Source organism: Streptomyces nogalater (assembly GCF_039532885.1).
Classification (GTDB): domain Bacteria; phylum Actinomycetota; class Actinomycetes; order Streptomycetales; family Streptomycetaceae; genus Streptomyces; species Streptomyces nogalater.
Genome location: NZ_BAAASM010000047.1, coordinates 1 through 20,741 on the forward strand (window position 1 = coordinate 1; position 20,741 = coordinate 20,741).

General features: G+C 71.2%; 18 protein-coding genes and 3 tRNA genes. 9 read left to right on the plus strand and 12 right to left on the minus strand.

Annotated features, from left to right (window positions below):
• The first annotated feature begins 75 nt into the window (after window positions 1-75).
• Window positions 76-258 (plus strand): helix-turn-helix domain-containing protein, encoded by a 183-nt coding sequence (locus ABD350_RS28205; RefSeq protein WP_344351471.1) that lies wholly within the window; start codon window positions 76-78, stop codon window positions 256-258.
• Window positions 258-1,502: a site-specific integrase gene (locus ABD350_RS28210; protein WP_344351472.1), complete on the plus strand. Its 1,245-nt coding sequence runs from the start codon at window positions 258-260 to the stop codon at window positions 1,500-1,502. Before ABD350_RS28205 ends, ABD350_RS28210 begins: the two co-directional genes overlap by 1 nt.
• A 115-nt stretch (window positions 1,503-1,617) precedes the next feature.
• Here ABD350_RS28210 and ABD350_RS28215 read toward each other — a convergent pair whose 3' ends face one another.
• The 4 genes from ABD350_RS28215 to ABD350_RS28230 all read right to left on the minus strand — a co-directional run bounded on the left by ABD350_RS28215 (window position 1,618) and on the right by ABD350_RS28230 (window position 2,920).
• Window positions 1,618-1,794: a hypothetical protein gene (locus ABD350_RS28215; protein ID WP_344351473.1), complete on the minus strand. Its 177-nt coding sequence runs from the start codon at window positions 1,792-1,794 to the stop codon at window positions 1,618-1,620.
• A gap of 5 nt (window positions 1,795-1,799) precedes the next feature.
• Window positions 1,800-2,012, minus strand: a complete 213-nt coding sequence (locus tag ABD350_RS28220; RefSeq protein WP_229924281.1) for a DUF2188 domain-containing protein — start codon at window positions 2,010-2,012, stop codon at window positions 1,800-1,802.
• Between the two features lie 549 nt (window positions 2,013-2,561).
• Window positions 2,562-2,634, minus strand: a tRNA-Arg gene (locus ABD350_RS28225).
• 195 nt (window positions 2,635-2,829) lie between these two features.
• Window positions 2,830-2,920: transfer RNA gene (locus tag ABD350_RS28230), tRNA-Ser, on the minus strand.
• 292 nt (window positions 2,921-3,212) lie between these two features.
• Here ABD350_RS28230 and ABD350_RS28235 point away from each other — a divergent pair.
• Window positions 3,213-3,770 (plus strand): SSI family serine proteinase inhibitor, encoded by a 558-nt coding sequence (locus ABD350_RS28235; protein ID WP_344351474.1) that lies wholly within the window; start codon window positions 3,213-3,215, stop codon window positions 3,768-3,770.
• A 256-nt stretch (window positions 3,771-4,026) separates the two neighbouring features.
• A complete protein-coding gene (locus ABD350_RS28240) occupies window positions 4,027-9,255 on the plus strand; it encodes a hybrid sensor histidine kinase/response regulator (RefSeq protein WP_344351475.1) in 5,229 nt (1,742 codons plus the stop codon).
• A 160-nt stretch (window positions 9,256-9,415) separates the two neighbouring features.
• Here the strand turns inward: ABD350_RS28240 and ABD350_RS28245 are convergent, their stop codons facing one another.
• Window positions 9,416-9,997 carry a TetR family transcriptional regulator gene (locus ABD350_RS28245; protein ID WP_344351476.1) on the minus strand — a complete coding sequence of 194 codons (582 nt, stop codon included), beginning with the start codon at window positions 9,995-9,997 and terminating at the stop codon, window positions 9,416-9,418.
• A gap of 134 nt (window positions 9,998-10,131) precedes the next feature.
• Here ABD350_RS28245 and ABD350_RS28250 point away from each other — a divergent pair, with 134 nt between their 5' ends.
• Window positions 10,132-11,403 (plus strand): MFS transporter, encoded by a 1,272-nt coding sequence (locus ABD350_RS28250; RefSeq protein ID WP_344351477.1) that lies wholly within the window; start codon window positions 10,132-10,134, stop codon window positions 11,401-11,403.
• A gap of 230 nt (window positions 11,404-11,633) precedes the next feature.
• Here ABD350_RS28250 and ABD350_RS28255 read toward each other — a convergent pair whose 3' ends face one another.
• The 3 genes from ABD350_RS28255 to ABD350_RS38055 form a co-directional block, all read right to left on the minus strand.
• Window positions 11,634-13,289 carry a long-chain fatty acid--CoA ligase gene (locus tag ABD350_RS28255; RefSeq protein ID WP_344351478.1) on the minus strand — a complete coding sequence of 552 codons (1,656 nt, stop codon included), beginning with the start codon at window positions 13,287-13,289 and terminating at the stop codon, window positions 11,634-11,636.
• 119 nt (window positions 13,290-13,408) lie between these two features.
• Window positions 13,409-13,966, minus strand: a complete 558-nt coding sequence (locus tag ABD350_RS28260; protein WP_344351479.1) for a SigE family RNA polymerase sigma factor — start codon at window positions 13,964-13,966, stop codon at window positions 13,409-13,411.
• Between the two features lie 671 nt (window positions 13,967-14,637).
• Window positions 14,638-14,790, minus strand: a complete 153-nt coding sequence (locus ABD350_RS38055) for a hypothetical protein (protein WP_382467045.1) — start codon at window positions 14,788-14,790, stop codon at window positions 14,638-14,640.
• A 365-nt stretch (window positions 14,791-15,155) separates the two neighbouring features.
• On the opposite strand from ABD350_RS38055, the gene ABD350_RS28270 reads away from it, so the two are divergent.
• From ABD350_RS28270 to ABD350_RS28285, 4 genes are all read left to right on the plus strand, one after another.
• The gene (locus tag ABD350_RS28270) at window positions 15,156-16,037 is read left to right on the plus strand and encodes a bifunctional DNA primase/polymerase (protein ID WP_344351486.1); all 882 of its coding nucleotides are present in this window, start codon (window positions 15,156-15,158) and stop codon (window positions 16,035-16,037) included.
• 73 nt (window positions 16,038-16,110) lie between these two features.
• Window positions 16,111-16,353, plus strand: coding sequence for a hypothetical protein (locus ABD350_RS28275; protein WP_344351480.1), 243 nt, complete (start codon window positions 16,111-16,113; stop codon window positions 16,351-16,353).
• 103 nt (window positions 16,354-16,456) lie between these two features.
• On the plus strand, window positions 16,457-17,386 hold the full coding sequence (locus tag ABD350_RS28280; protein WP_344351481.1) for an adenosylhomocysteinase: 930 nt from the start codon (window positions 16,457-16,459) through the stop codon (window positions 17,384-17,386).
• A 9-nt stretch (window positions 17,387-17,395) separates the two neighbouring features.
• Window positions 17,396-17,944: an NUDIX hydrolase gene (locus tag ABD350_RS28285; RefSeq protein WP_344351482.1), complete on the plus strand. Its 549-nt coding sequence runs from the start codon at window positions 17,396-17,398 to the stop codon at window positions 17,942-17,944.
• Between the two features lie 108 nt (window positions 17,945-18,052).
• Here the strand turns inward: ABD350_RS28285 and ABD350_RS28290 are convergent.
• The 4 genes from ABD350_RS28290 to ABD350_RS28305 all read right to left on the minus strand — a co-directional run.
• Window positions 18,053-18,139 (minus strand) — tRNA-Ser (locus tag ABD350_RS28290).
• 370 nt (window positions 18,140-18,509) lie between these two features.
• Window positions 18,510-19,397 (minus strand): hypothetical protein, encoded by an 888-nt coding sequence (locus ABD350_RS28295; protein WP_344351483.1) that lies wholly within the window; start codon window positions 19,395-19,397, stop codon window positions 18,510-18,512.
• 59 nt (window positions 19,398-19,456) lie between these two features.
• Window positions 19,457-20,038: a Fe(II)-2OG oxygenase family protein gene (locus tag ABD350_RS28300; protein WP_344351484.1), complete on the minus strand. Its 582-nt coding sequence runs from the start codon at window positions 20,036-20,038 to the stop codon at window positions 19,457-19,459.
• Between the two features lie 248 nt (window positions 20,039-20,286).
• On the minus strand, window positions 20,287-20,741 hold a 455-nt coding region (locus ABD350_RS28305), incomplete at its 5' end, for an NUDIX domain-containing protein (protein ID WP_344351485.1).

Below are 20,741 nucleotides of genomic sequence, written 5' to 3' on the forward strand. Positions count from 1 at the left end.
AGAACTCCTCGCCGCCCAAGTCCGCCACGACATCGCCCACACCCAACGCCTTAAGCAGGAAGGACTTTTGCCCGCATGAAGACGGCCGTGCTCACCGTGGACCAGGTCGCGGAACGTCTTGGCATCAGCCGCTGGAAGGTCCACGACCTGATCCGCTCTCGCCAACTCGCCTCCTTCAAGATCGGCCGCTGCCGCCGCATCAGCGAAGCCGCCCTGGACGCCTACGTATCTCTCCGCACCGAACAGGAAGCCGCCTGATGGCCAAGCCGAAGAAGAACGCCAACAACGAGGGCACCATCTACCAGCGGAAGGACGGCCGTTGGGAAGGCAGCGCCTACGTTCTGACGACGGACGGCACGTACAAGCGGCGTAGCGTCTACGGCAGGACCTGGGACGAGGCACACGAGAAGCTGACCAAGCTCAAGGCCGACTCCCTCAACGGGTTGCCGGTCGCCACCAGCAAGATGACCATCGCCGAGTACCTGACGTACTGGCTGGTGAACGTCGCCCAGGGCAAGGTCCGCCGGACAACCTACGTCAACTACGAATCTCTCGTCCGCAACTACGTCACGCCCGAGTTCGGCAAGAAGAAGCTGGCCCGGCTCACCGCCCGCGACATTCGGGCCTTCCTGACCAAGACGGCCGCCACCTGCCAGTGCTGCGCGCAGGGCAAGGACAAGAAGCGGCCGGAGCACAAGCGGCGCTGCTGTGCCCTCGGCAAGTGCTGCAAGAAGCTCCCCTCCGACCGGACCGTGCGCTTCCTGCTCGTGATCCTGCGGGCCGCCCTCCAGCACGCCGTACGGGAAGACGAGCTGCCGCGCAACGTGGCCCGGAACGTGGAGCTGAGCATGGGAACGAAGCGCGAGATCGAACCGCTCACCGCCAAGGAAGGGCGTCAGCTCCTGGCGGCGGCCCGTGACAACCGGCTGTGGGCCGTCTACGAGCTGGCGGTCCGCGTCGGCCTGCGTCGGGGTGAGCTGCTGGGGCTGCGCTGGTCGGACGTGGATCTTCATGAAGGTGTCCTCACCGTCCGGCAGGCTCTACAGCGCGTCGGCGGCGAACTGCTGATCGTCGCACCGAAGACTCAGCGCTCGGCCCGCCGCGTGGCTCTGCCGGCCGAATGCGTGACGGCGCTCCGTGCCCAGCGCGCACAGCAGATAGCCGACCGGAAGGCGGCCGGTGCCAACTGGAAGGGGACAGGTCAGGGCCTCGTCTTCACCACGAAGAACGGGACCCCCATCGAGCCGCGCAACCTCAACCGGTCCTTCGAGGCGCTGTGCGCTCGCGCCAAAGTCCGTAAGGTCCGCTTCCATGACCTGCGCCACACCTGCGCGTCCCTGCTCCACGAACAGGGCGCCGACGCCCGAATGATCATGGCAGTCCTCGGCCACAGCTCCATCCGCGTGACCATGGACATCTACACCTTCGTACGACTCGACTCCCAGCGGTCTGCTTTCGACCGCGTGGGCCAAGCCCTACGGGAGGACGACGACACGAAGTGAGTGAGTAGATGGAGGCGAAACCGAGGCCCTAACTGCAACCCAGTGGTTTCGCACATCCCGAGACGGAGCCCTCGCCGCGCTGGCAGGGGCTCCGTCTCAGCACGGCCTACCTGGGTCAGCCACTGACCAGGTCAATCGTCTCTACCCGAGCGGACCGGATTCGGAGCGTCACGACGATGTCACCGTCTCCATCGACCGTGTAGAAGTCGATGAAGTCGCCAACGGTCTTGAAGCCAGCGGCTTCAACCTCACGCTGCCCGCTGAAGTCCTTATTGATCACGTACTTGCCCATCGCGATCAGCCCTTCGACTTCTTCGGGTCCCTGCCCGGCGGAACGGTGTTCTGCTCCCGCACCTGCCCGTTCTTACCGCGAACACGAAGCTCTCCGCCGCCCTCGTTGGCCAGGATCTCTTTGGCCCGAGCAACTGCCGCCGCCTGAGTCGGCAGAAGTGCACTGGCTCTCTCGGCCCCAGGCTTCGTCACCGCCCAGCCATCGTCGCGCTTGGACACATCCCGGGTGTTGGGCCGGCCTGTCATGGCACATCCGTTTCCGGAGTCGGACGCGCGGTGCTGCCCGTCTTGGAGGAACCAAGAGAGGGCGATAAGGTCCCAAGGCGCGACCAACGCATCAGGCCCCATTGCCGTGTGCCCAACCCCAAGTTGGGCCCCGGCTGGGGCCTGTTTTGGTTTGGCGGATCAAGTGAAGCACCCCGAACGGCCCAGCAGCAAGCAAGACACCACAACATGTGCCATGACCCAATAGGCACACCACAACATCTAGTGTCCGTGACGGAGCACAACACCAGGCTACCGGCACCCACCGACACCTCAGGGGGCTCAAGGGGAGCTAAGGGCTGGGCAGCCGTACCAACCTCCATCTGCGTCGCCACCGGGCGCAAGCGTCAGCCCCGCGATGGGCGCGCGTGGGGTTCATGGTCCGCGGTTCGCATCGGCAGACGCCCTCGCCGATCGGGGACAGGAGCGGTTGCCGTCAAACACTGCCGTCAAGACAAAAGCCAGAGGCCCTGTGGATCACTCCACAGGGCCTCTGGTTTGCTGTGCACTCGGCAGGATTCGAACCTGCAACCTTCTGATCCGTAGTCAGATGCTCTATCCGTTAAGCTACGAGTGCTTGTTCTTTTGTTTTGCCTTCGCTCCCGGTCCTTTCGGCCCGCTCGCGGCGACAGGAAGAACATTACATGACTGCCGCCGTCATGTGAAATCCGATCCCCGCACCCCTTGTGACCTGCGGAAACGTCCACGGGGCCCGGTGCGAGGGCGGGGAACGACGAAGCCCCGGTCCTGAGGACCGGGGCTTCGGTTGGAGCGGAGGCGGAGGGATTTGAACCCTCGATGGGCTTTAAGGCCCAAACCGCATTAGCAGTGCGGCGCCATAGACCGGACTAGGCGACGCCTCCAGCACAACCGCTCACGCGAGCGCGCGAGTGGTGCGTGCAGATGATGACACAGGCGAGTGCCCTGTCACCAATCGCCCCCCACGGTACTAGGCAGGCGGGCCGCAGGGCAAAGGGCTTCCCGAGGGTGCGGCGCGACGGCCGGGCCGACGGAACGCGGCGTCTCGGCCGGAACGGGGCGGGTCTCAGCGGCACGGCGCAACGGCTCGGCCGGAACGGGGCGCCTCTCGGCCACACGGCGCAACGGCTCGGGCACGCGGCCGCAACGTCTCGGCGGGTCCGGCGTTGACAGGGCATGATCTCTGTCCTGCCGGTCACCGCACGGCGCCGCCTGCTGGCGTCCCTCGCCGTCGCCACCGCCTGTCTCGTTCCCCTCACCGCCGTACCCGCCGCCGCGTCCGGCGCCATGCCGCCGCCCACCCGGCCCGAGGACCGCGCGTCCGGCGCCACGCCTCCGCCCGCCCAGCCCGAAGACCGCGCGACCGGCGCCACGCTTCCCCCCGTCCGGCCCGAGGACCGGGGGGATCACCTCACCGTCGTGGTCCGGCAGGCCGGTGCCGGGCGGGACGGGCGGTATGACGTGTACTGCCATCCCGAGGCCGGCCGGCACCCGGACCCCGCCGGGGCCTGCCGGGCGCTCGACGCGAACACGCGGTGGGGGCGGGACCCCTTCGCGCCGGTCGCCCCCGGCACCGTCTGCACCCTGGTCCACGGCGGCCCGGCCACCGCCCGGATCACCGGTATCTGGGCCGGACGTCCGGTCGACGCCACGTACGACCGCGGGGACGGGTGCCGGATCGACCGGTGGGACCGCATGGTGCCCCTGCTGCCGCGGATCGGCGGCTCCGTCTAGCCCGGCGTGGCCGCGGACGGCGTGCGTGACCTGCGAGTTCGACGGGCGCACCGGTTCCGTAAAGGATCCGGGCAGGTATCGCGGAGCCGGGGTATCGGTCTGGCGTTCGCCGTCACTTCCTCGTGGGACCTCCCCGTCATCCGGCGCCGCGAGGACGGCCCGTGCCCTTAGACTCCCTCGCGTGACACGTCGCGGGCCCCTTGGCAAGATGGCCCGAGCGGTCGGCAAGGTGCGGTAACAGGGAGGAAGGCGTCTCGTGAGCAGCAGGCCATCCCGAGGCGCTGCTCGCCTCGCAGCCATACTCGACGCGCTGCCGGACGCGTTGGTCCTGGTCAACGCCAACGGAACCGTCGTCAACGCCAACACCATCGCGCTGGAGGCCTTCGAGACGCCCGGCACGGCTCTCGTGGGCCGTGGGCTGCTCGATCTGCTGCCGCAGTTCGACTCACGGCTCATCCCCGGCTCGATGCGGCGGCCCGACCACATGGCCCCCCAGGGGCGGACCAAGCCCACCAGGATGGTCGCGCGGCGCACCGACGGGACCGAGTTCCCGGTCGAGGTCACCAGCGCGAGCCTGGAGAACGGGCAGCAGGCGTACGACGGTTACGGCTACACCGGCGACGAGCTGCTGATGATCGTGGTCCGGGATCTGTCCGGGACCATCGACACCGAGGCGGAGCTGGCCCGCTCGCAGCGGCAGACCGAGATGATCCTGCGGGCGGCCGCGGAAGGTGTCGTAGGCACCGACACCGACGGGCGGATCGTGCTGGTCAACCCGGCCGCCGCCCAGATACTGGGGTACCGGGCCGGTGAGCTGGGCGGCAAGGAGCTGCACACCCTCGTGCTGCACTCGCGCGCCGACGGCTCGCCGTTCCCGTACGAGGAGTCGCCGCTCGCCGACACCCTGCGCTCCGGGCGCAAGCACCGGGTGCGCGGCCAGGTGCTGTGGTCCAAGGGCGACAAGAAGGTGCCGGTCGACCTGACCACCGCGCCGGTGCGGGACGGGGACCAGCTCGTCGGCGCCGTGATGACCTTCACCGACCGCCGGCCGTACGACGCCGTGGTGGAGGAGAAGGCCGCGCTGGAGAAGGCGCACGCCGAGGAGCTGGAGCGGCTCGCCGAGGAGCACGCCTCCGACCTGACCGCGCTGCGCCAGCAGCATGTCACCGAGGTCGAGGAGCTGCGCGAGCAGCACGGCACCGAGATCGAGGAACTGCGCGAGAAGCACGCGGAGGAGCTCGCGGCCGGCGAGGAGCGGTACGCGGCGCTCGCCGAGCGGGAGAAGGACCGGTACGAGGTCCTCTCCGGGCGGCACGAGCAGTTGCTGACGCTGCTCGGGCAGTCGCTGCGCGGGCCGCTGGACGAGCTGCGGCGCGAGCTGTCCGCGCTGGCGGCCGACGACGCCGGCCAGCTGTGGCCCGAGGCCAACCAGGTCCTGCACCACCTGTCCGCCGGGTACTCCCGGATCACCACCCTCATCGACAACGTCCTCGGCTACCAGCGGCTGGACGCGGGCACCGAGGACATCACCCGTACGAAGGTGATGCTGGACGCCGTCGTCGCCGCCGGTGTGGACGGGGCCGTCGAGCTGATCGGTCCGGGCCGGGTGCAGTTCGCCGTGCACGCGCCGCCCATCGAGGCCGAGGTCGACCCGCAGCGGCTCGCCGTCGCGCTCGCGCACCTCGTCGCGGACGTCGCCGGGGTCGACGCCACCGGCAACACGCCCGTGTCGGCGGGCGGTTACCTGGACAACACGGTCGTGATCGCCGCCGCCCAGCGCGGCGAGGTCGCGCGGATCGAGGTCCGCGGGCCGTACGCCGGAGGCGACCCGGTGCACGAGCCGATCGTGCGCGGGATCGTGCGCGCCCACGGGGGCGTGCTCCAGACGCACGAGGTGCCGGGCATGAGCGGCAGCGCGTACGTCCTCGAAGTGCCCCTCGGAGGCGGTGCGGGCGCGGTCGCCCCGCAGGTCCCGGACGCCGTCGCCCCGCAGGTCCCGGACGCCGTCGGCGCGCGGGTCGTGGGCGCCGTGGCCGGTGCGCCACTGCCGGATGCCGTGGCTGGTGCCCCGCTTCCGGACGCCGTAGCCGGTGGGCCGCTTCCGGACGTCGTAACCGGTGCGCCGCTGCCGGACGCCGGCGACGACTCCGGTGCGGCCGAGCAGAGTGGCGGGGGCGGCCGGCGGCGGGCCCGGCGGTCCAACACGGACGCATTCCTGGAGAGTGACCTGGCCGGTGCCGGTGACACCGGGGAGATCGAGGCACCGGTCCCGACCGGACGGCGCCGGCGGCGGGCCGCCGTGCCCGCCGGGGAGACCGACGCGGCTTCGGCCGAGGGCGCGGAGAACGCGTCCGGCGGGACCGGACGGCGCCGCGCCCGGCCGGCCGACGGCGCGAGCGCCGGTACGGGCGTGGACGTCGTCGGTGCGGGCGCGGGTACGACTTCCGGTACGGGCGCGGGTGCCGGTACGGGCAAGGGCGACGGCGTGGCCGAGGGAGCCGTCGTGACCTCGGCCGAGCAGAGCGCGGGGGCCGCCGCCTCGGGTACGGGGCTGGGTGGCACCGTGCCGCCCCAGGGCGTGCCGGTGGGTACGGGCCGACGGGCCCGCCACGAGGTCGACGCCGCGCCGCAGGCCGCCCTGCCGCCCGCCCTTCCCGCAGTGGTGGCCGGGGCCGGCGCCGGGGGTGAAGTGACGCCGGGTGCGCGGGCCGTTCCGGTCCAGGGCGGCCCGGTGGTTCCGGCCCAGGGTGGTCAGGCGGACGGCGTCCAGGGGGGCGATGCTCTCGACGCCGAGGGTGCGCAGCCGGGCGGGCGGCGCCGGCGTGCACTGGCCGCCGCCGCGGAGCGCGCCGCGGCGCAGGAGGCGAGCGGCCCGCGTACGGTGTTCGCCCTGCCGCCGGCCGAGGCCGACCGGTCCCCCGAGGGGACGCGAGAGGCCCAGGGGACCCACGGGACCCACGGGACCGAGGAGGCTCCTGCCGCGGTGAGTGGTACGGCTCCGGCCCCAAGCGCGGCTACGGGTACCGGCACGAGTACGAGTACGTCCGTACCGGTGGCTCCCGGTGCCGACTCGGGTACGGCCGCGTCGGTGACTCCAGGCGCCGGTGTGCCCGCCGATCCGAGCGCCGGTGTGCCCCTGGCCCCGGGTACGGGTGCCGCGGTGGCGCCGAGCGCCGCCACGCCCATGACTCCGAACGCCGCCGCACCCGTGGGCCCGAACGCTGGTGCGCCCATGGCTCCGAACGCTGGTGCGCCCGTCGCTCCGGGTGCCGGGGTCGCCGAGGGCGGCCGGCCGCGCGTTCCCGGTGCCGGGCCGCTGCCCGGTCAGGTGCAGTTGCCCGCCCAGATGCCGGTGTCCGTCGAGGGGCTGCCGGGCCTCGACGGGCGGCACGACGCCGTACCGCTCGACCAGGCCGACGACCACACCCCGCCGCAGCCGCACCCGACCAGCGCGCCGACCGGCCGCCGGCGCCGGGCCGTGGCCCAGCCCGCCGAGACCGCCCAGGCGGTGGCGCCGGGGACCGTACCCGGCCAGTCCCGGCCCCTGTCGAGGCCGGGCGCCCCCGGCCAGATGCCGCAGGGGACCGCCGTACCGCCGGTTCCCGGTCAGCACACCTCCAGCGTTCCCGCGCCCAGCGTTCCCGCACAGGGCACGGCCGCGCAGGGCACGATCGGGCAGGGCACGATCGGGCAGGGCATCCCCGTCCAGGGCGGTCCCGTGGCTCCCGGCGCCCAGCCCGGCACCGCCGTACCCGCCCCCGCCCCCGCCCAGGGCCGGCCCGGACAGCCCACGCCCGGGCAGCCCGCGCCCACCCCGGCGGCTCCCGCCCCGGTGGTCTCCACCCCCTCAGCACCGGCCTCGGCCACGCCGCCCCAGGGCACACCCTCCCAGGGCACATCCCTCCAGGATGCCGCCGGGCAGTCCGCGCCGGCGCAGGCGCCTCGGTCCGCGGCCGCCACGCAGCCGGGTACCCCGGCCGCCGGCACTCCGGTGGCGGGTCCGGGCCCGTTGCCGTTGCCCGCCGAGGCCGCGCCCGGGCAGGCGCCGGGGGCCCAGCCCGTGCCGGTGCCGCCCGTCGGCGGCCCCGCGGCCGGCGCCCCGCCGCAGTGGGCGGGTGCCGGCGACACCGCCGGCGCGGGAACCCCGCTCCCGCCCCCCGGCACACCGGCTCAGGGCACGCCCCTCCCCACCGGGCCCACCGGTGCCGCCGAGGCCGCCGTACCCACCACTCCCACCACCCCCCACGGTGGTCAACCGCCGCGCGCCGCACAGCCGTTGCCCGCCGAGGCCGCCGGTGGTGGGCCGGTCGACCCGGACTCGACGCAGGGGCGGGCCATCTCCGTGCGCACGCTCGGTCAGGGCGTGCCGTTCGCCCGGCAGGCCGCGCAGGTGCAGCAGCCGACGGCGACCCCGCCGCCGCACGCGCCCGGCGGTTCCGGCCGTCGGCGCAAGCTGGGCACGCCCCCGGACCCGGCCGCCCGCCAGGAGGCCCGGCCGGACCAGGGCGCCCGGCCGCACCCGGTGTCCGAACCGGTGCCCGGGCATCCGGCGCCCGTCGGCCGGCCCCCCGCGCCGCAGCCCTCGCCGACCGGTCAGCCGCCCATGCCGGGGCGGCCGGCCCCGGGTACCGAGGGGGCCGGACGGTCGTACGCCATCGGCGCCCCGGAGCCCGACGCCGCCGAGGGACCGGAGCCGCTGGACGGTCCCGGCGGGGCCGTGGAGGTGGCGGACACCCCGCGCCCGCAGCCGCTGGACGACGAGCTGCCCCCGGAGCCGCTGGACAACCCGCGTCGGCTGCTGGTGTGGCCCGCGCCGGATGTGACGACCCAGCAGGCGCTGAGCGACCGCGGGTACCGGCCGGTCATCGTGCACTCGCGCGAGGAGGTCGACGCGCAGATCGCGGCCTTCCCCGCCGCGCTCTTCGTGGACCCGCTGACCGGGCCCATCACCCGGACGGCCCTGCAGTCGCTGCGGCAGGCCGCCGTGGCGGCCGAGGTGCCGGTGCTGGTCACGGCCGGGCTCGGCCAGGCGTCGCGCGAGGCGGCGTACGGCGCCGATCCCGCCGTACTGCTGAAGGCGCTGGCGCCCCGGGACAGCGAGCAGCATCCGCCGCGGGTGCTGCTCATCGAGGAGCACCCGGAGATCGCGCTGGCGCTGACCACGACGCTGGAGCGGCGCGGGATGCAGGTGGCGCGGGCCGCGAGCGACAACGACGCGGTGACGCTGGCGGGACAGTTCCGGCCGAACCTGGTGGTGATGGACCTGATGCAGGTGCACCGCCGACGGGCCGGGATCGTGGACTGGCTGCGCGCGAACGGGCAGCTCAACCGGACTCCGCTGGTCGTCTACACCGCCGCCGTCGACCAGGCCGACCTGCCCCGGCTGGCCTCCGGCGAGACCGTGCTCTTCCTCGCCGAGCGGTCCACCAGCACCGAGGTGCAGAGCAGGATCGTCGACCTGCTGGCCCGGATCGGCACCAACTAGGGGCCGGACGGCAACCGGCCGGCACCGCCCGGACGCGCCGCCCGGCACCGCTCCGACGCGGCCGGGCTACGACCGGACACCGCCCGGCAACGACCGGACGCCGGTCGGCACCGCCCGAACGCGGCCCGGCAGCGGTCGGGCGTCGGCAGTGTGGGGTGGGCTAGCGCGCGACCAGTCTGCGGGCCGCCTCCTTGACGGAGGCCCGCAGGCGGTCCTGGTCGGCGTCCCCCGGGCCGGTGAGGATGCGCCGCATCTGCGGGACCGCGGAGACCCAGTTCGTCAGCGAGATCAGCAGGATCAGCAGGTCGCCGGCCGGGATGGCGTCCGTGATGACACCCCGCTCCTGGGCATCCCGGATCTCGGCGACCTTGCGGGCGTAATGGTCCTGGCGGGCCTCCTCGTCGGGCAGTTCGGCGCTGCCGTACTCGATGCCCTCCCAGAAGAGCAGGCGCAGCAGCTCGGGGTGGGTGGCGTGGTAGTCCAGGAGGCGGTCCACCCAGCCGTCGACGTCGTCGGGGTCGATGGGTACGGCCGAGGCCAGGTCGACCATGCACCTGCCGAGGACCTGGGTGAACAGCTCGGCCTTGTTGCCGAAATAGGCGTAGATCAGCTGCTTGTTGGCCTTGGCCGCGGCCGCGATGCGGTCGATACGGGCGCCCGCGATGCCGTGCCGGGAGAACTCGGCGACCGCCGCCTCGAAGATCCGGGCCTTGGTGGCCTCGGGGTCCCTCACTGTTGCCATGGGGACAGGGTAGGCGTCGGCAAGCCGGTTACCAACTATCTGGTTGGCGGGAATGCGGTCGGCGGTGCACACTGTTGGAGCTTTGCAACCAACCAGTTAGTTGCGTGAGTCGGCTCTAAGGAGAAGCTCCCCCCATGGCGTCAGCCACCTCCTCCCACCAGGCGTCGCCCACCCGGGAACCCGCCTGGGACCCCATCCAGGAACCCACCCGGAACCCCATCCAGGAACCCACCCGCGAACCCACCCGTGAGCGGCCGGCCTCCGGCACCCTCTTCCTCCTGCTCATCGCCGTCTGCACCGCCGTCACGGCCGCCAACATCTACCTCGCGGCCCCGCTGCTCCCGCTGATCTCCCACGACTTCGGCACCACCCCGTCGGCCATCGCCTGGATCGCCTCGGTGGCCCAGCTCGGTTACGCCGCCGGCCTGCTCTTCTTCGCTCCGCTCGGCGACCGCGTCAACCGCCGCTCGCTCGTCGCCTGGCTCTCCGTCGCCACCACGGCCGCGTTGCTCGTCGCGGCGCTGGCACCGGGCACCGCGCCCCTCGCCGCCGCCGTATTCGTCGCCGCCGCGGCGACCGTCATACCCCAGCTGCTGGTCCCGCTGGTGGCCGCGCGCGCCCCGGCCGACCGCCGCGCCCGGCATGTCGCCGCCGTCATCGCCGGACTGTTCACCGGCATCGTCGCGGCCCGGGTGCTCGGCGGTCTCGCCGGGCAGGGCCTGGGCTGGCGCTGGGTGTTCGCCGGGTCCTCGGTCCTCACCCTCATCCTGGGACTGGCCACCGCGCTGGCCCTGCCGTCCGACCGGCCGGCCCGGCAGGGCGGGCTGTTCTCCGGCATGGCCGAGCTGCCGGGGCTGCTGCGCCGCTCCCCCGAGCTGCGGCGGTCCTGCATCCGGCAGGCGGGGATGTTCGGCGCCTGGAGCGCCCTGTGGACCTCGCTGTCCCTGCTGCTGACCGGGCCGGAGTACGGCCTGTCCACCGCGACCGCCGGGCTCTTCGGCCTCTTCGGGCTGACCGCCAGCGCGGTGGCTCCGCTGGCGGGCGGCCTGGTGGACCGGTTCGGTGCCGGGCGGGTCGTCGGCACCGCGTTCGTGCTGGCCGCCGTCGCCGTACCGCTGTTCTGGCTCGGCGGGCACGTGCTGCCGGCGCTGTTCGCCGCCGCGATCGCGATCCACGCGGCCCTGGTGGCCTCCCATGTGGCCAACCAGACCGTGGCCCTGACCACGACCACCACACCGGCCACCGCCAACACGGCCTACGTCGTCTCGGGCTTCGCCGGCGGCGCCCTCGCCTCGGCCGCCGCGGGCCCCGCCTTCGGGCACTGGGGCTGGGCCGGGGTGTGCGCGGTGGCGGGCCTGTGGCTGGCGCTGGGCTGGGCGGCGACCCTGCGGACCGGCCGGCGCTGACACCGGCACTGGCACCGGTACCGGCTTTGGCACCGGCGCTGACACCGGCGGCAGGGGCCGGGACCGGGACCCGCCGGGCGTGCCGGCTCCGACCCCGCCCCCGGACCCGGCCTTCGTCACGAAGGGGACCCGTACTCTCCGGCACGGGCGGAGAGCCTGTACGACGACCACCGTCACGACCGGAGAACCCGTACGACCACCACGCCAGGGCCCGAGGGTTGGAGCCACCGTCACAGGCGGGTGACCTCCAGCTCTCCCTCCGCGTACTGCCGGCGCAGCACCTTCTTGTCGAACTTGCCCACGCTCGTCTTCGGCACCGACGCGACGGTGGTCCAGCGCTCGGGCAGCTGCCAGCGGGCGATCCGGACCTCCTCCGCGAGGAAGGTGCGCAGGGCCTGGAAGTCGGCGCGCGCGCCGGGCCGCAGGACGACCGTGGCCAGCGGGCGCTCACCCCACTTGTCGTCGGGTACGGCGACCACGGCGGCCTCGGCGACGTCCGGGTGGGACATCAGCGCGTTCTCCAGCTCGACCGAGGAGATCCACTCGCCGCCGGACTTGATGACGTCCTTGGCGCGGTCGGTGAGGGTGAGGTAGCCGTCGGCGGAGATGGTGCCGACGTCTCCGGTCTTCAGCCAGCCGTCCGCGCTGAACTTGTCGTCCGGGCGCAGGGGTTCGGCGTCGGGGCCGTTGTAGTAGGCGCCCGCGATCCAGGGGCCGCGCACCTCCAGCTCGCCGGCCGACTCGCCGTCCCAGGGCAGGCGGGCGCCGTCGGGGCCGGTGAGGCGGGCCTCGACACCCGCCGGGAAACGGCCCTGGGTGACGCGGTAACGGAACTCCTCCTCGGTACCGGCCGCGTGGGCCGGCGGGCGGGCCACCGTGCCCAGCGGCGAGGTCTCCGTCATGCCCCAGGCGTGACAGACCCGCATGCCCAGCTTGTCGAAGGCCGTCATCAGGGACGGCGGACAGGCGGCGCCGCCGATGGTGACCTGGGTGAGGGAGGAGACGTCCCGCGGGCGCGCGGTGAGTTCGCCGAGCAGGCCCTGCCAGATGGTCGGAACGGCCGCCGCGTGGGTGGGCCGTTCGGACTCGATCATCTCGGCGAGCGGGGCCGGCTGGAGGAAGCGGTCCGGCATCAGCAGGTTCACGCCGGTCATGAAGGTGGCGTGCGGCAGCCCCCACGCGTTCACATGGAACTGCGGGACTACGACCAGCGAGGTGTCCTGGTCGGTCAGGCCCATCGACTGGGCCATGTTGACCTGCATGGAGTGCAGATAGACCGAACGGTGGCTGTAGACCACGCCCTTGGGGTCGCCGGTCGTGCCGGAGGTGTAGCACATGGCGGCGGCCTGGCGTTCGTCCAGCTCGGGCCAGTCGTAGTGGTCGGGCCGGCCGTCGATCAGCTCCTCGTAGTCGTGCACCCGGGCGGCGGCGCCCGCCAGCGGGGCGCGGTCGCCGGGGCCGGAGACGACGATGTGCTCGACCGTCGGCAGCTGCGGCAGCAGCGGCGCGAGCAGCGGGATCAGCGAACCGTTGACGAGGACGACCTTGTCGGCCGCGTGGTTGACGATCCACACCAGCTGCTCGGCGGGCAGCCGCAGGTTGAGCGTGTGCAGCACCGCGCCCATGGACGGCACGGCGAAGTACGCCTCGACGTGCTCGGCGTTGTTCCACATCAGCGTGGCGACCCGGTCGTCGCCGGCCACGCCCAGCTCGTCCCGCAGGGCGTGCGCCAGCCGGGCGGCACGGGCCCCGATATCGGCGAAAGTGCGCCGGTGCGGTTCGGACTCCCCGGTCCAGGTGGTCACCCGCGACGATCCGTGGACCGTGGACCCGTGGGTCAGGATCCTGGAGATCAGCAGCGGTACGTCCTGCATGGTGCTCAGCACGGAGTCCTCCCGGGCGACATTGCCTACGCGGTGGTAGAGGTTGCGCTGATTCTGCGCGCATACCACGCGGTATGTCACTAGGGGGCGCGTCACGCTCCGGTCACCGTACGCGGGGCGGCCTAGCGGGACGGGGCCAGCTCCGGGTCCTCGCGCAGCTTGCCCAGGGCCCGGGAGACGGCCGACTTCACCGTGCCCACCGACACCCCGAGCAGCTCGGCGGTCTGTGCCTCGCTCAGGTCCTCGTAGTACCTGAGGACGACCATCGCCCGCTGGCGCGCCGGCAGCCGCAGGACCGCCCGCCACATCGCGTCGCGCAGCGCCTGCCGCTCGGCCGGGTCGTCGCCCAGGGGCAGCGGCTCGGGCTCGGGCAGCTCCTCGCAGGCGAACTCGTCCACCCGGCGCTTGCGCCACTGGGAGGTACGGGTGTTCACGAGCGCCCGGCGCACATAGCCGTCCAGCGCCCGGTGGTCCTCGATCCGCTCCCAGGCGACATAGGTCTTGGCCAGCGCGGTCTGCAGCAGGTCCTCGGCGTCGTTCGGGTTCGCGGTCAGCGAGCGCGCGGTGCGCAGCAGGACCGGCTGGCGGGCCCGCACGTACGCCGCGAACGTCGGGTAGAGAGGGGTCTGCCGCCTGGGTGCGGCGGCGGCCGAGGCGCTGGTGCAGACGGGTGTGGTCATGCCTCCACGCTAGGAGTGGAGACCCCGGCCGGGTATCGGCCGCAGGTCCTGAAGGCGGGTCCCCCTCAGGTTGTAGGGGTAGGGCTGCCTCCACCTCCTGAAGGTGGAGCACGGCACCGCCCCGTCTACGGGTACGACCCTGAGGAGCCACCGGGTACGGCCCGGGGGGCTCGCCGGATACGGCCTCGCAGACCCGCCGGGCACGAACCTTGAGGACTCGCCGCGTACGGCCTTGGAACCCCGCCCCGCCACGTACGGCCTTGAGGACCCGCCGCGTACGGCCGACGCCGCCGGACACGGCTGCGCGGCGGCACCGGAGCACCGCCGCGCAGTCGCGTCCCAACCCTGAAGCACTCCCACGAGGCCCCTCCCCACGAAGGACCTCAGCCGAGGCTCACCCCGACGGGGCTACCCCCGACGGGCTCATCCCCACAGACTCACCTCCCACGGACTCATCTCCACGGACTCATCTCCACGGACTCATCTCCACGGACTCTCCCCCCACGGACTCATCCCCACGGACTCCCCCCCACGGCTCACCCCCACGGAGTCATCCCCACAGGCTCACCCCCACGGACTCACCCCCACAGCGGTGTGAAGTTGACGGACGCGTTGCGGTTGCCCTGCTGGGCGCCGACCCAGCCGGACCGGTTGACCTGCGCGGTGTTGCTCTACCGCTGTCGGGCACCGCCGCCGCTCCGGCGTTTCGATCCGTCGCCCGCGAGAGCGCCGTTGTCCGCCGCCGCGACACCGGTGAAGAGGGCGGCCGCGAGCGGCAGGGCGGAGAGGGCGGCGAGAACGCGGGCGGTACGGATGCTTGCCATGTGTTCCTCCAGAACCAAGCGCTGAGCGGCCCGAGGGCCGGAATCTGTGAACCGCTGCTCGTGTCGGGGCGGTTGGCCGGCCGCCTGACGGTCGTGGACGACGTCGCGCAACCAGAGTTGCCCAGCGGATCCCCGGCGAACCGCTCCGGAAGCCATGATTCGCACTCAAGCGTGATGACAAGTCGATAAACCCCTATCGACATCTTTAGCCGCTTCCCACCCGAGACGCACCCAGCACGACCTTCCACCCCTCAAGCCACACAAAGGATGAATCGTTCCGGCACCTTTCCGTCCCACCCACCCCGCCTGGCGCGCAACCGACACCCACCCTTCCCACTCTCGAACACATGTACGACGATAGAACCATGGCCACCACCGACCGGCAGGCCACGGCACTGGCCCTCGCACACGCCCTGTCCGCCGCCGAGCGCGGCCTGGCCGTCATCCCCCTGTCCCGGACGAAGCTCCCGGCCCTGCGCTCCCCCCACCGCGACGCACCGGAACCGGCCGGACCGCCCTGCCACGGCGACTGCGGCCGGCCCGGCCACGGTGTCTACGACGCCACCACCGACCCCCGACGCGTCCGCGCCCTGTTCGCCGCCGCGCCCTGGGCCACCGGCTACGGCATCGCCTGCGGACTGCCGCCGTACCACCTGATCGGCGTCGACCTGGACACCAAGTCCGGCACGGACTCCTCCGCCGCCCTGCGCGAACTGGCCCTGCGCCACCTGTTCACGATCCCGGAGACGGTCGTCGTGCTCACCCCCAGCGGGGGCCGCCACCTGTGGCTGACCGGCCCGCCGGACACCGTGGTCCCCAACTCGGCCGGCCGGCTCGCCCCCGGCATCGACATCCGGGGCGCCGGCGGCTACCTGGTGGGCCCCGGCTCCCGCACCGACCACGGCGTCTACACCGTGGCCCCCGACACCGCCCGGCTGCCCCCGGCCCCCTGCCCGCCGGCCCTGCTCCGCCTCCTGGTCCCCCCTCCCCGACCCCGCCACCCGGCACCGGCCGCCCCCGGGGACCACCGCCACGGCCAGGGCCTGGTCGACTTCGTCCTCTCCGCACACGAGGGCCAGCGCAACACCCGCCTGTTCTGGGCGGCCTGCCGCGCCTACGAGAACGGGCTCGGCCCCGTCCTGGCCGACGCCCTGACCGAGGCGGCCCGGGCAACCGGACTACCGGAACACGAGGCCCGCGCCACGATCGCGTCGGCGGCCCGGATAACAGGGCACCGGGACCACTGAGCGCGGGCTCCGGGCAGACACGAGCCGGACGGCTGGGCAGGCGCGGCGGCCCGAACCCTTTTACGATCCGAACGTGACGGACATACCGGATGAACTGATCAGGCTGGAACGCGCCGCCGAGGAGGAACGCGCCCGCCTGGCGGGCCTGACCGGCGAGGCGTACGACGAGCAGCGGCGCCGCTTCTGCACGGCCTCGGACGCGGTGCACGAGGCGATCACCGCCCGCGCCGAGGCCACGGGCACCGACCCCCACGAGGTCGAACAGGCAGTGCGCCGCGCGGTACGCCAGGCCCAGGAGGACCCGGCGGTGGAGTAGCCCACGCACACACCGCGTTCAGGTGAGACAGGCCCCACGGAAGAGGTGTCCCTTCACCACGGGGTCCACTCGTTCCTGCCACAGCCGACCGGCTGGGCGGGGAGTGCCGTCGAAGATCGAGAAGACCACGCAGTGCGACGCCCTCTGCCGAGAGCTATTCGAAAACCCCGACAGCGCGGTTGACTACATCGAGTCGCGGTCCGGTGGTGAGCCGGTCGTACTGCTCGATGTCGGCGGGTACTTCGCGCCGGCACTCGGCGCTCTGTGCGAGCGCTTCTCGGGCCGCGTCCTGGGCGTGGTCGAGGACACGGAGAACGGCCACAAGCGGTACGCGAGCACCGAAAAACTGCCCTGCCCCGTAGTGTCCGTCGCCCGTTCCCCGCTGAAGGACCCCGAGGACTTCCTCGTGGGTCAGTCGGTCGTGTTCTCGACCGAGGCACTGATGCGGGGCCGCGGCGACATCCTGCACGGCCGTCCGGCCCTGGTGATCGGCTTCGGCAAGCTCGGCTCCAGCATCGCCCGCCTGCTCCACGCCAAGGGCGTCCAGGTCACCGTCTACGACGTCGACCCCGTCCGCCGCACACAGGCCCTCTCACAGGGCTTCACCGTGGCCCGGGACCGGGATACCGCCCTGCACGGAGCCGGTCTGATCCTGTGCGCGACCGGTGCCGTGTCCTTACGGGGCGAAGACTTCTCCGCCCTGCGCAACGGGGCCTACGTCGCCACGGTCACCAGCAGCGAAGACGAACTCGACCTGGCCGGCCTTCCCGACGTGTACCAGCGCACCCCGGACGGGGAGCACGTCACCCGGTACCAGACGACCGGGCACTACTTCTATCTGCTCAACGGCGGCAACGCCGTCAACTTCCTGCACGGCGCCAGCGTGGGCCCATTCATCTACCTCGTTCAGGCAGAGATCCTCGCAGGCGTCCGAAACCTCGCCCGCGGAGACCTCGGCCCCGGTATGCACGAGGTCGACGCCACGGACCGCGCGGCCATCGCCGGAACGTGGCTGAACTACTTCAACCGCTAGGAGCAGCCCATGCCGATCACCGCACAGCACGTGCGCGACACCGTCGACGCCTACCTCGCCGACCACCCGGACGAGAAGGACGCGCTCTCACCTCTCCGAGAGGCCGTCGAGCAGACCGGTGACTCGGTCGCCTCGCGCAAGGAGTTCCGCGGCCACGTCACCGCCGGCGCCGCTCTCGTCCGCCCCGACGGCCGTGTCCTCACCATCGAGCACCGGTCCCTGCGCAAGTGGCTGCTGCCCGGCGGGCACGTCGAGACCGAGGACACGAGCCTGCGGGACGCCGCCCTGCGCGAACTGGCCGAGGAAACCGGCATCAGCCGGGAGCAGGTCCAGCCGGACGGAGACAGCCCCCTGCACATCGACGTGCACACCATCCCGGCCAACGACGCGAAGGGCGAACCGGAACACCTGCACTTCGACTTCCGGTTCCTGTTCCGCACCACCGTCGACGCGGTCGAACTGCAAGAAGAAGAGGTCACGAACCACTCCTGGCAGTTCGCCGACATGCTCACGACCGAGCCCCTGCGCTCCCGCGTGATGGCCGCCGCAGGCTTTTGAACCAACACCCAACGGCCGGTCCGCCTTCAGGTGAAACAAGCCCCGCGCCGAAGGGGTGCCCTCGTCGAGGAGCACCCCTTCCGACCCGCGCATCTGCAACCTCTGCGGAGGCGGTGGGATTTGAACCCACGGTGACATCGCTGCCACGACGGTTTTCAAGACCGTTCCCTTCGGCCGCTCGCGGGACCCGCCTTTGCCCGGTCCACCTGGGGCGAAGGGTCTACAGCCTGCCGACCTCGGGCCTCGCGCGGAGCTCGTGGTCCACAGGGGGTCCACCGGCTCTTCTCCAGCCGCCGGCGCCACCGCATCGTCCACCCCTCAACCCACGGACTACAACCTTCTGATCCGTAGGATCGGGCAGGCTAGCCAGCGGAAACTCCGCCTTAGTCCCGGCTGATCACTGACGGTCGTGACCAACGGTCTCTGTGTGCCGTCGTTGCCGTCAGGGTTGCCGTCAGCTCCGGTAAGGGGCACTGACTACCCCCCGACTCGCTGCGTTCGCGGCCCAGCCCTGCCCACCCGCCCAAGTCACCCCGCTCCGAGCGCTCAGCAATATCAGTCGTGATCAGTCATTTCCGTACTCTGGCTCCTGCCCGAAGTAATCATCGGGGTCACCCTCAGCATCGAACGCAGTTTCAATTCCTGCCTGTCTAAGCAGCTCATAGTTGCCAAGCACCAACTGGCATCCAGGACAGCTGAAGTACTCGGCTCCGATGGTCAAAGTTACTGACACGTCGTCCGTGTAGGAGTAGTCAGGTTCCTCGTCCGTCCCGTACCCGCCGACGGTCGGATAGTGGACCTGGGAGTCGATAACCTCTCCACCCTCAAGCAGCCCCTCCGACCCGCACGCCGGGCATTCCTCAACCTGACTGTATTCAAGTTGCGCTGCCAGCTGAGGTCCGGTTTTCCACTCCGCAGCGACTCTCTCCGGGAGGGTTCGTTCGAGTCGCTGTTGGCGGCGCTGCTTTGCCCTCTCGATCAGAGCTTCCGTGCGCTGCTCAAGATTCTTAGCATTCTGCTCAAGGTATCTTGTGACCAAGTGTTCTCGATCGCCACCCACCAGCTCGTCAATATCGCGGTCCAGCGCCGTAACTAGGATGGCGGCCTGTGCCCAGTACCTGGGCCACCACGCATGGGGCGGGATCGCCATGAAGCCGGCGCCACTGCTGTGAAGGTACTCATTCCGACCGTTGATAATCTTCATGGCCTCTGCCTGATCAAATGGCTTGAAGGCTTTGTGACAGCGCGCCATCAGCGTCTTCGCCCGCACCGACGTGAACTTGCGCGCGTCACCTTTGACAAGGCCGCTTGCAATGAGCAGGTTGGTACCCTCCTCGTTTGGCTCTGCAACAAGGAGTGGAGAGACTCGTGCGAGGGCAGCCTTGGCCAACAACTCAAGGGCGAGGGCAGCCCATAGGGCCTGCTCATCGAATGACCTGGAGTCCTCATCCATAGCCCGATTCAGGAAGAGCTTCGCCTTTACCCAGAGCGCATCGTGATCAAATGGTCTGGTCATGATGCCTCGCGACTCAGGTGGAAGCTGAGCCGCTGCAATTCTCTCTGCGGATCATGGGCTGCGGAAGCTCGGGCATGTAGTGCTCGATTGTTGTGGATTACGAGCACTTGGCCAGGCTGGGTCCAGTTATATTCAACTGCTGAACTCTCCGCTTCACTGAAGAACTGCGCCGCCTGACGTGCCCGTGCGTCGCAGGGCATCATGCATCCGGGGTCGTAACGCAGGCGCCCGCCTGTCAGCGCCGTAGTGAAAAAGCTGTCATTCCCGCTGTTGACGAGGAAGATCCCGTGCCGCAAGAAGTGTGGCACTGTTGAGATGAGCCGACCGCCCACCCGCCCCCAACTCCAGAGGCGGGTGGGCGTGGTGCTTGTGGTCTCACAGGCAAGGACGACGATGTCTGGTGGTTCGGGAAGGTGTGCGCCATCGGTGTGCAGAGGCTGTGCTCCCTTGCCGTAGCGAGCACTTAGGGAGTTGGGTTCTGCTTCCTCCTGATCAACGGGCCGCAGGGTCGAGATGGCAGGACCGCCCTTCCGGATCGGGACCTCCTTCCACCCGAGCAACGCGGCTTCTTGTTGCACTTGATCTATGGTCCCCGGACCCGAGGCCCATCCTGTACGCCTACTCTCGCTAAGTAGGCCCTCCAACAACTTGACCATGCCGAAGTATGTACTGACTGGCCCTGTTTGCCGCCACCGGATTGACAGACTGACTCGCCCTCTACTGGGAGAAGCGTTGGATTGCGCACCGGACATAGGGCGACAGCCCGGCACCGGAAACCGTCCCGCCAACGCGGATCGAACTCGTGAAGCGGGTATAGACGGTCCGATCAACCGAGGTAGGGCCGCTCACGGTGTTCCAAGAAGTGACGGATCCGGAGCCGCTGCGTGTGGTGCATCGGCAGCTGATCGATCTCCTGCGGCTGGACGAACCGCAGCTCCGTGGACTCGTCCGAGATCGTGAGCCGACCCCCGACTACACGGGCGGTGAAGCAGACATTGAACTGCCTGCGCACCTCACCGTCCGAGTAGGCGATGATGTGGCGAGGGTCGGTGTACGTGCCCACGAGCCCGGTGATCTCCACGTCCAGACCCGTTTCCTCCTTCACCTCGCGGACGGCTGTTCCCGGGAGTGAGTCGGTCATCTCCATACCGCCACCTGGTAGCGCCCAGAGATCGTTGTCCCGCCGGCGCTGGAGGAGAATGCGTCCTTCGTCGTCGGTCACCACGGCGGACGCGGCGACCACCATGCTGTTCGGCTCCGGTGCCGCCGGGTCGTCGTAGT

Bases quoted from the DNA above. Each gene is read 5' to 3' on its own strand.
- ABD350_RS28205 (WP_344351471.1), top strand. From the start codon at position 76: ATGAAGACGGCCGTGCTCACCGTGGACCAGGTCGCGGAACGTCTTGGC.
- ABD350_RS28210 (WP_344351472.1), top strand. From the start codon at position 258: ATGGCCAAGCCGAAGAAGAACGCCAACAACGAGGGCACCATCTACCAG.
- ABD350_RS28215 (WP_344351473.1), bottom strand. From the start codon at position 1,794: ATGGGCAAGTACGTGATCAATAAGGACTTCAGCGGGCAGCGTGAGGTT.
- ABD350_RS28235 (WP_344351474.1), top strand. From the start codon at position 3,213: ATGATCTCTGTCCTGCCGGTCACCGCACGGCGCCGCCTGCTGGCGTCC.
- ABD350_RS28245 (WP_344351476.1), bottom strand. From the start codon at position 9,997: ATGGCAACAGTGAGGGACCCCGAGGCCACCAAGGCCCGGATCTTCGAG.
- ABD350_RS28250 (WP_344351477.1), top strand. From the start codon at position 10,132: ATGGCGTCAGCCACCTCCTCCCACCAGGCGTCGCCCACCCGGGAACCC.
- ABD350_RS28260 (WP_344351479.1), bottom strand. From the start codon at position 13,966: ATGACCACACCCGTCTGCACCAGCGCCTCGGCCGCCGCCGCACCCAGG.
- ABD350_RS38055 (WP_382467045.1), bottom strand. From the start codon at position 14,790: ATGGCAAGCATCCGTACCGCCCGCGTTCTCGCCGCCCTCTCCGCCCTG.
- ABD350_RS28270 (WP_344351486.1), top strand. From the start codon at position 15,156: ATGGCCACCACCGACCGGCAGGCCACGGCACTGGCCCTCGCACACGCC.
- ABD350_RS28285 (WP_344351482.1), top strand. From the start codon at position 17,396: ATGCCGATCACCGCACAGCACGTGCGCGACACCGTCGACGCCTACCTC.
- ABD350_RS28295 (WP_344351483.1), bottom strand. From the start codon at position 19,397: ATGGATGAGGACTCCAGGTCATTCGATGAGCAGGCCCTATGGGCTGCC.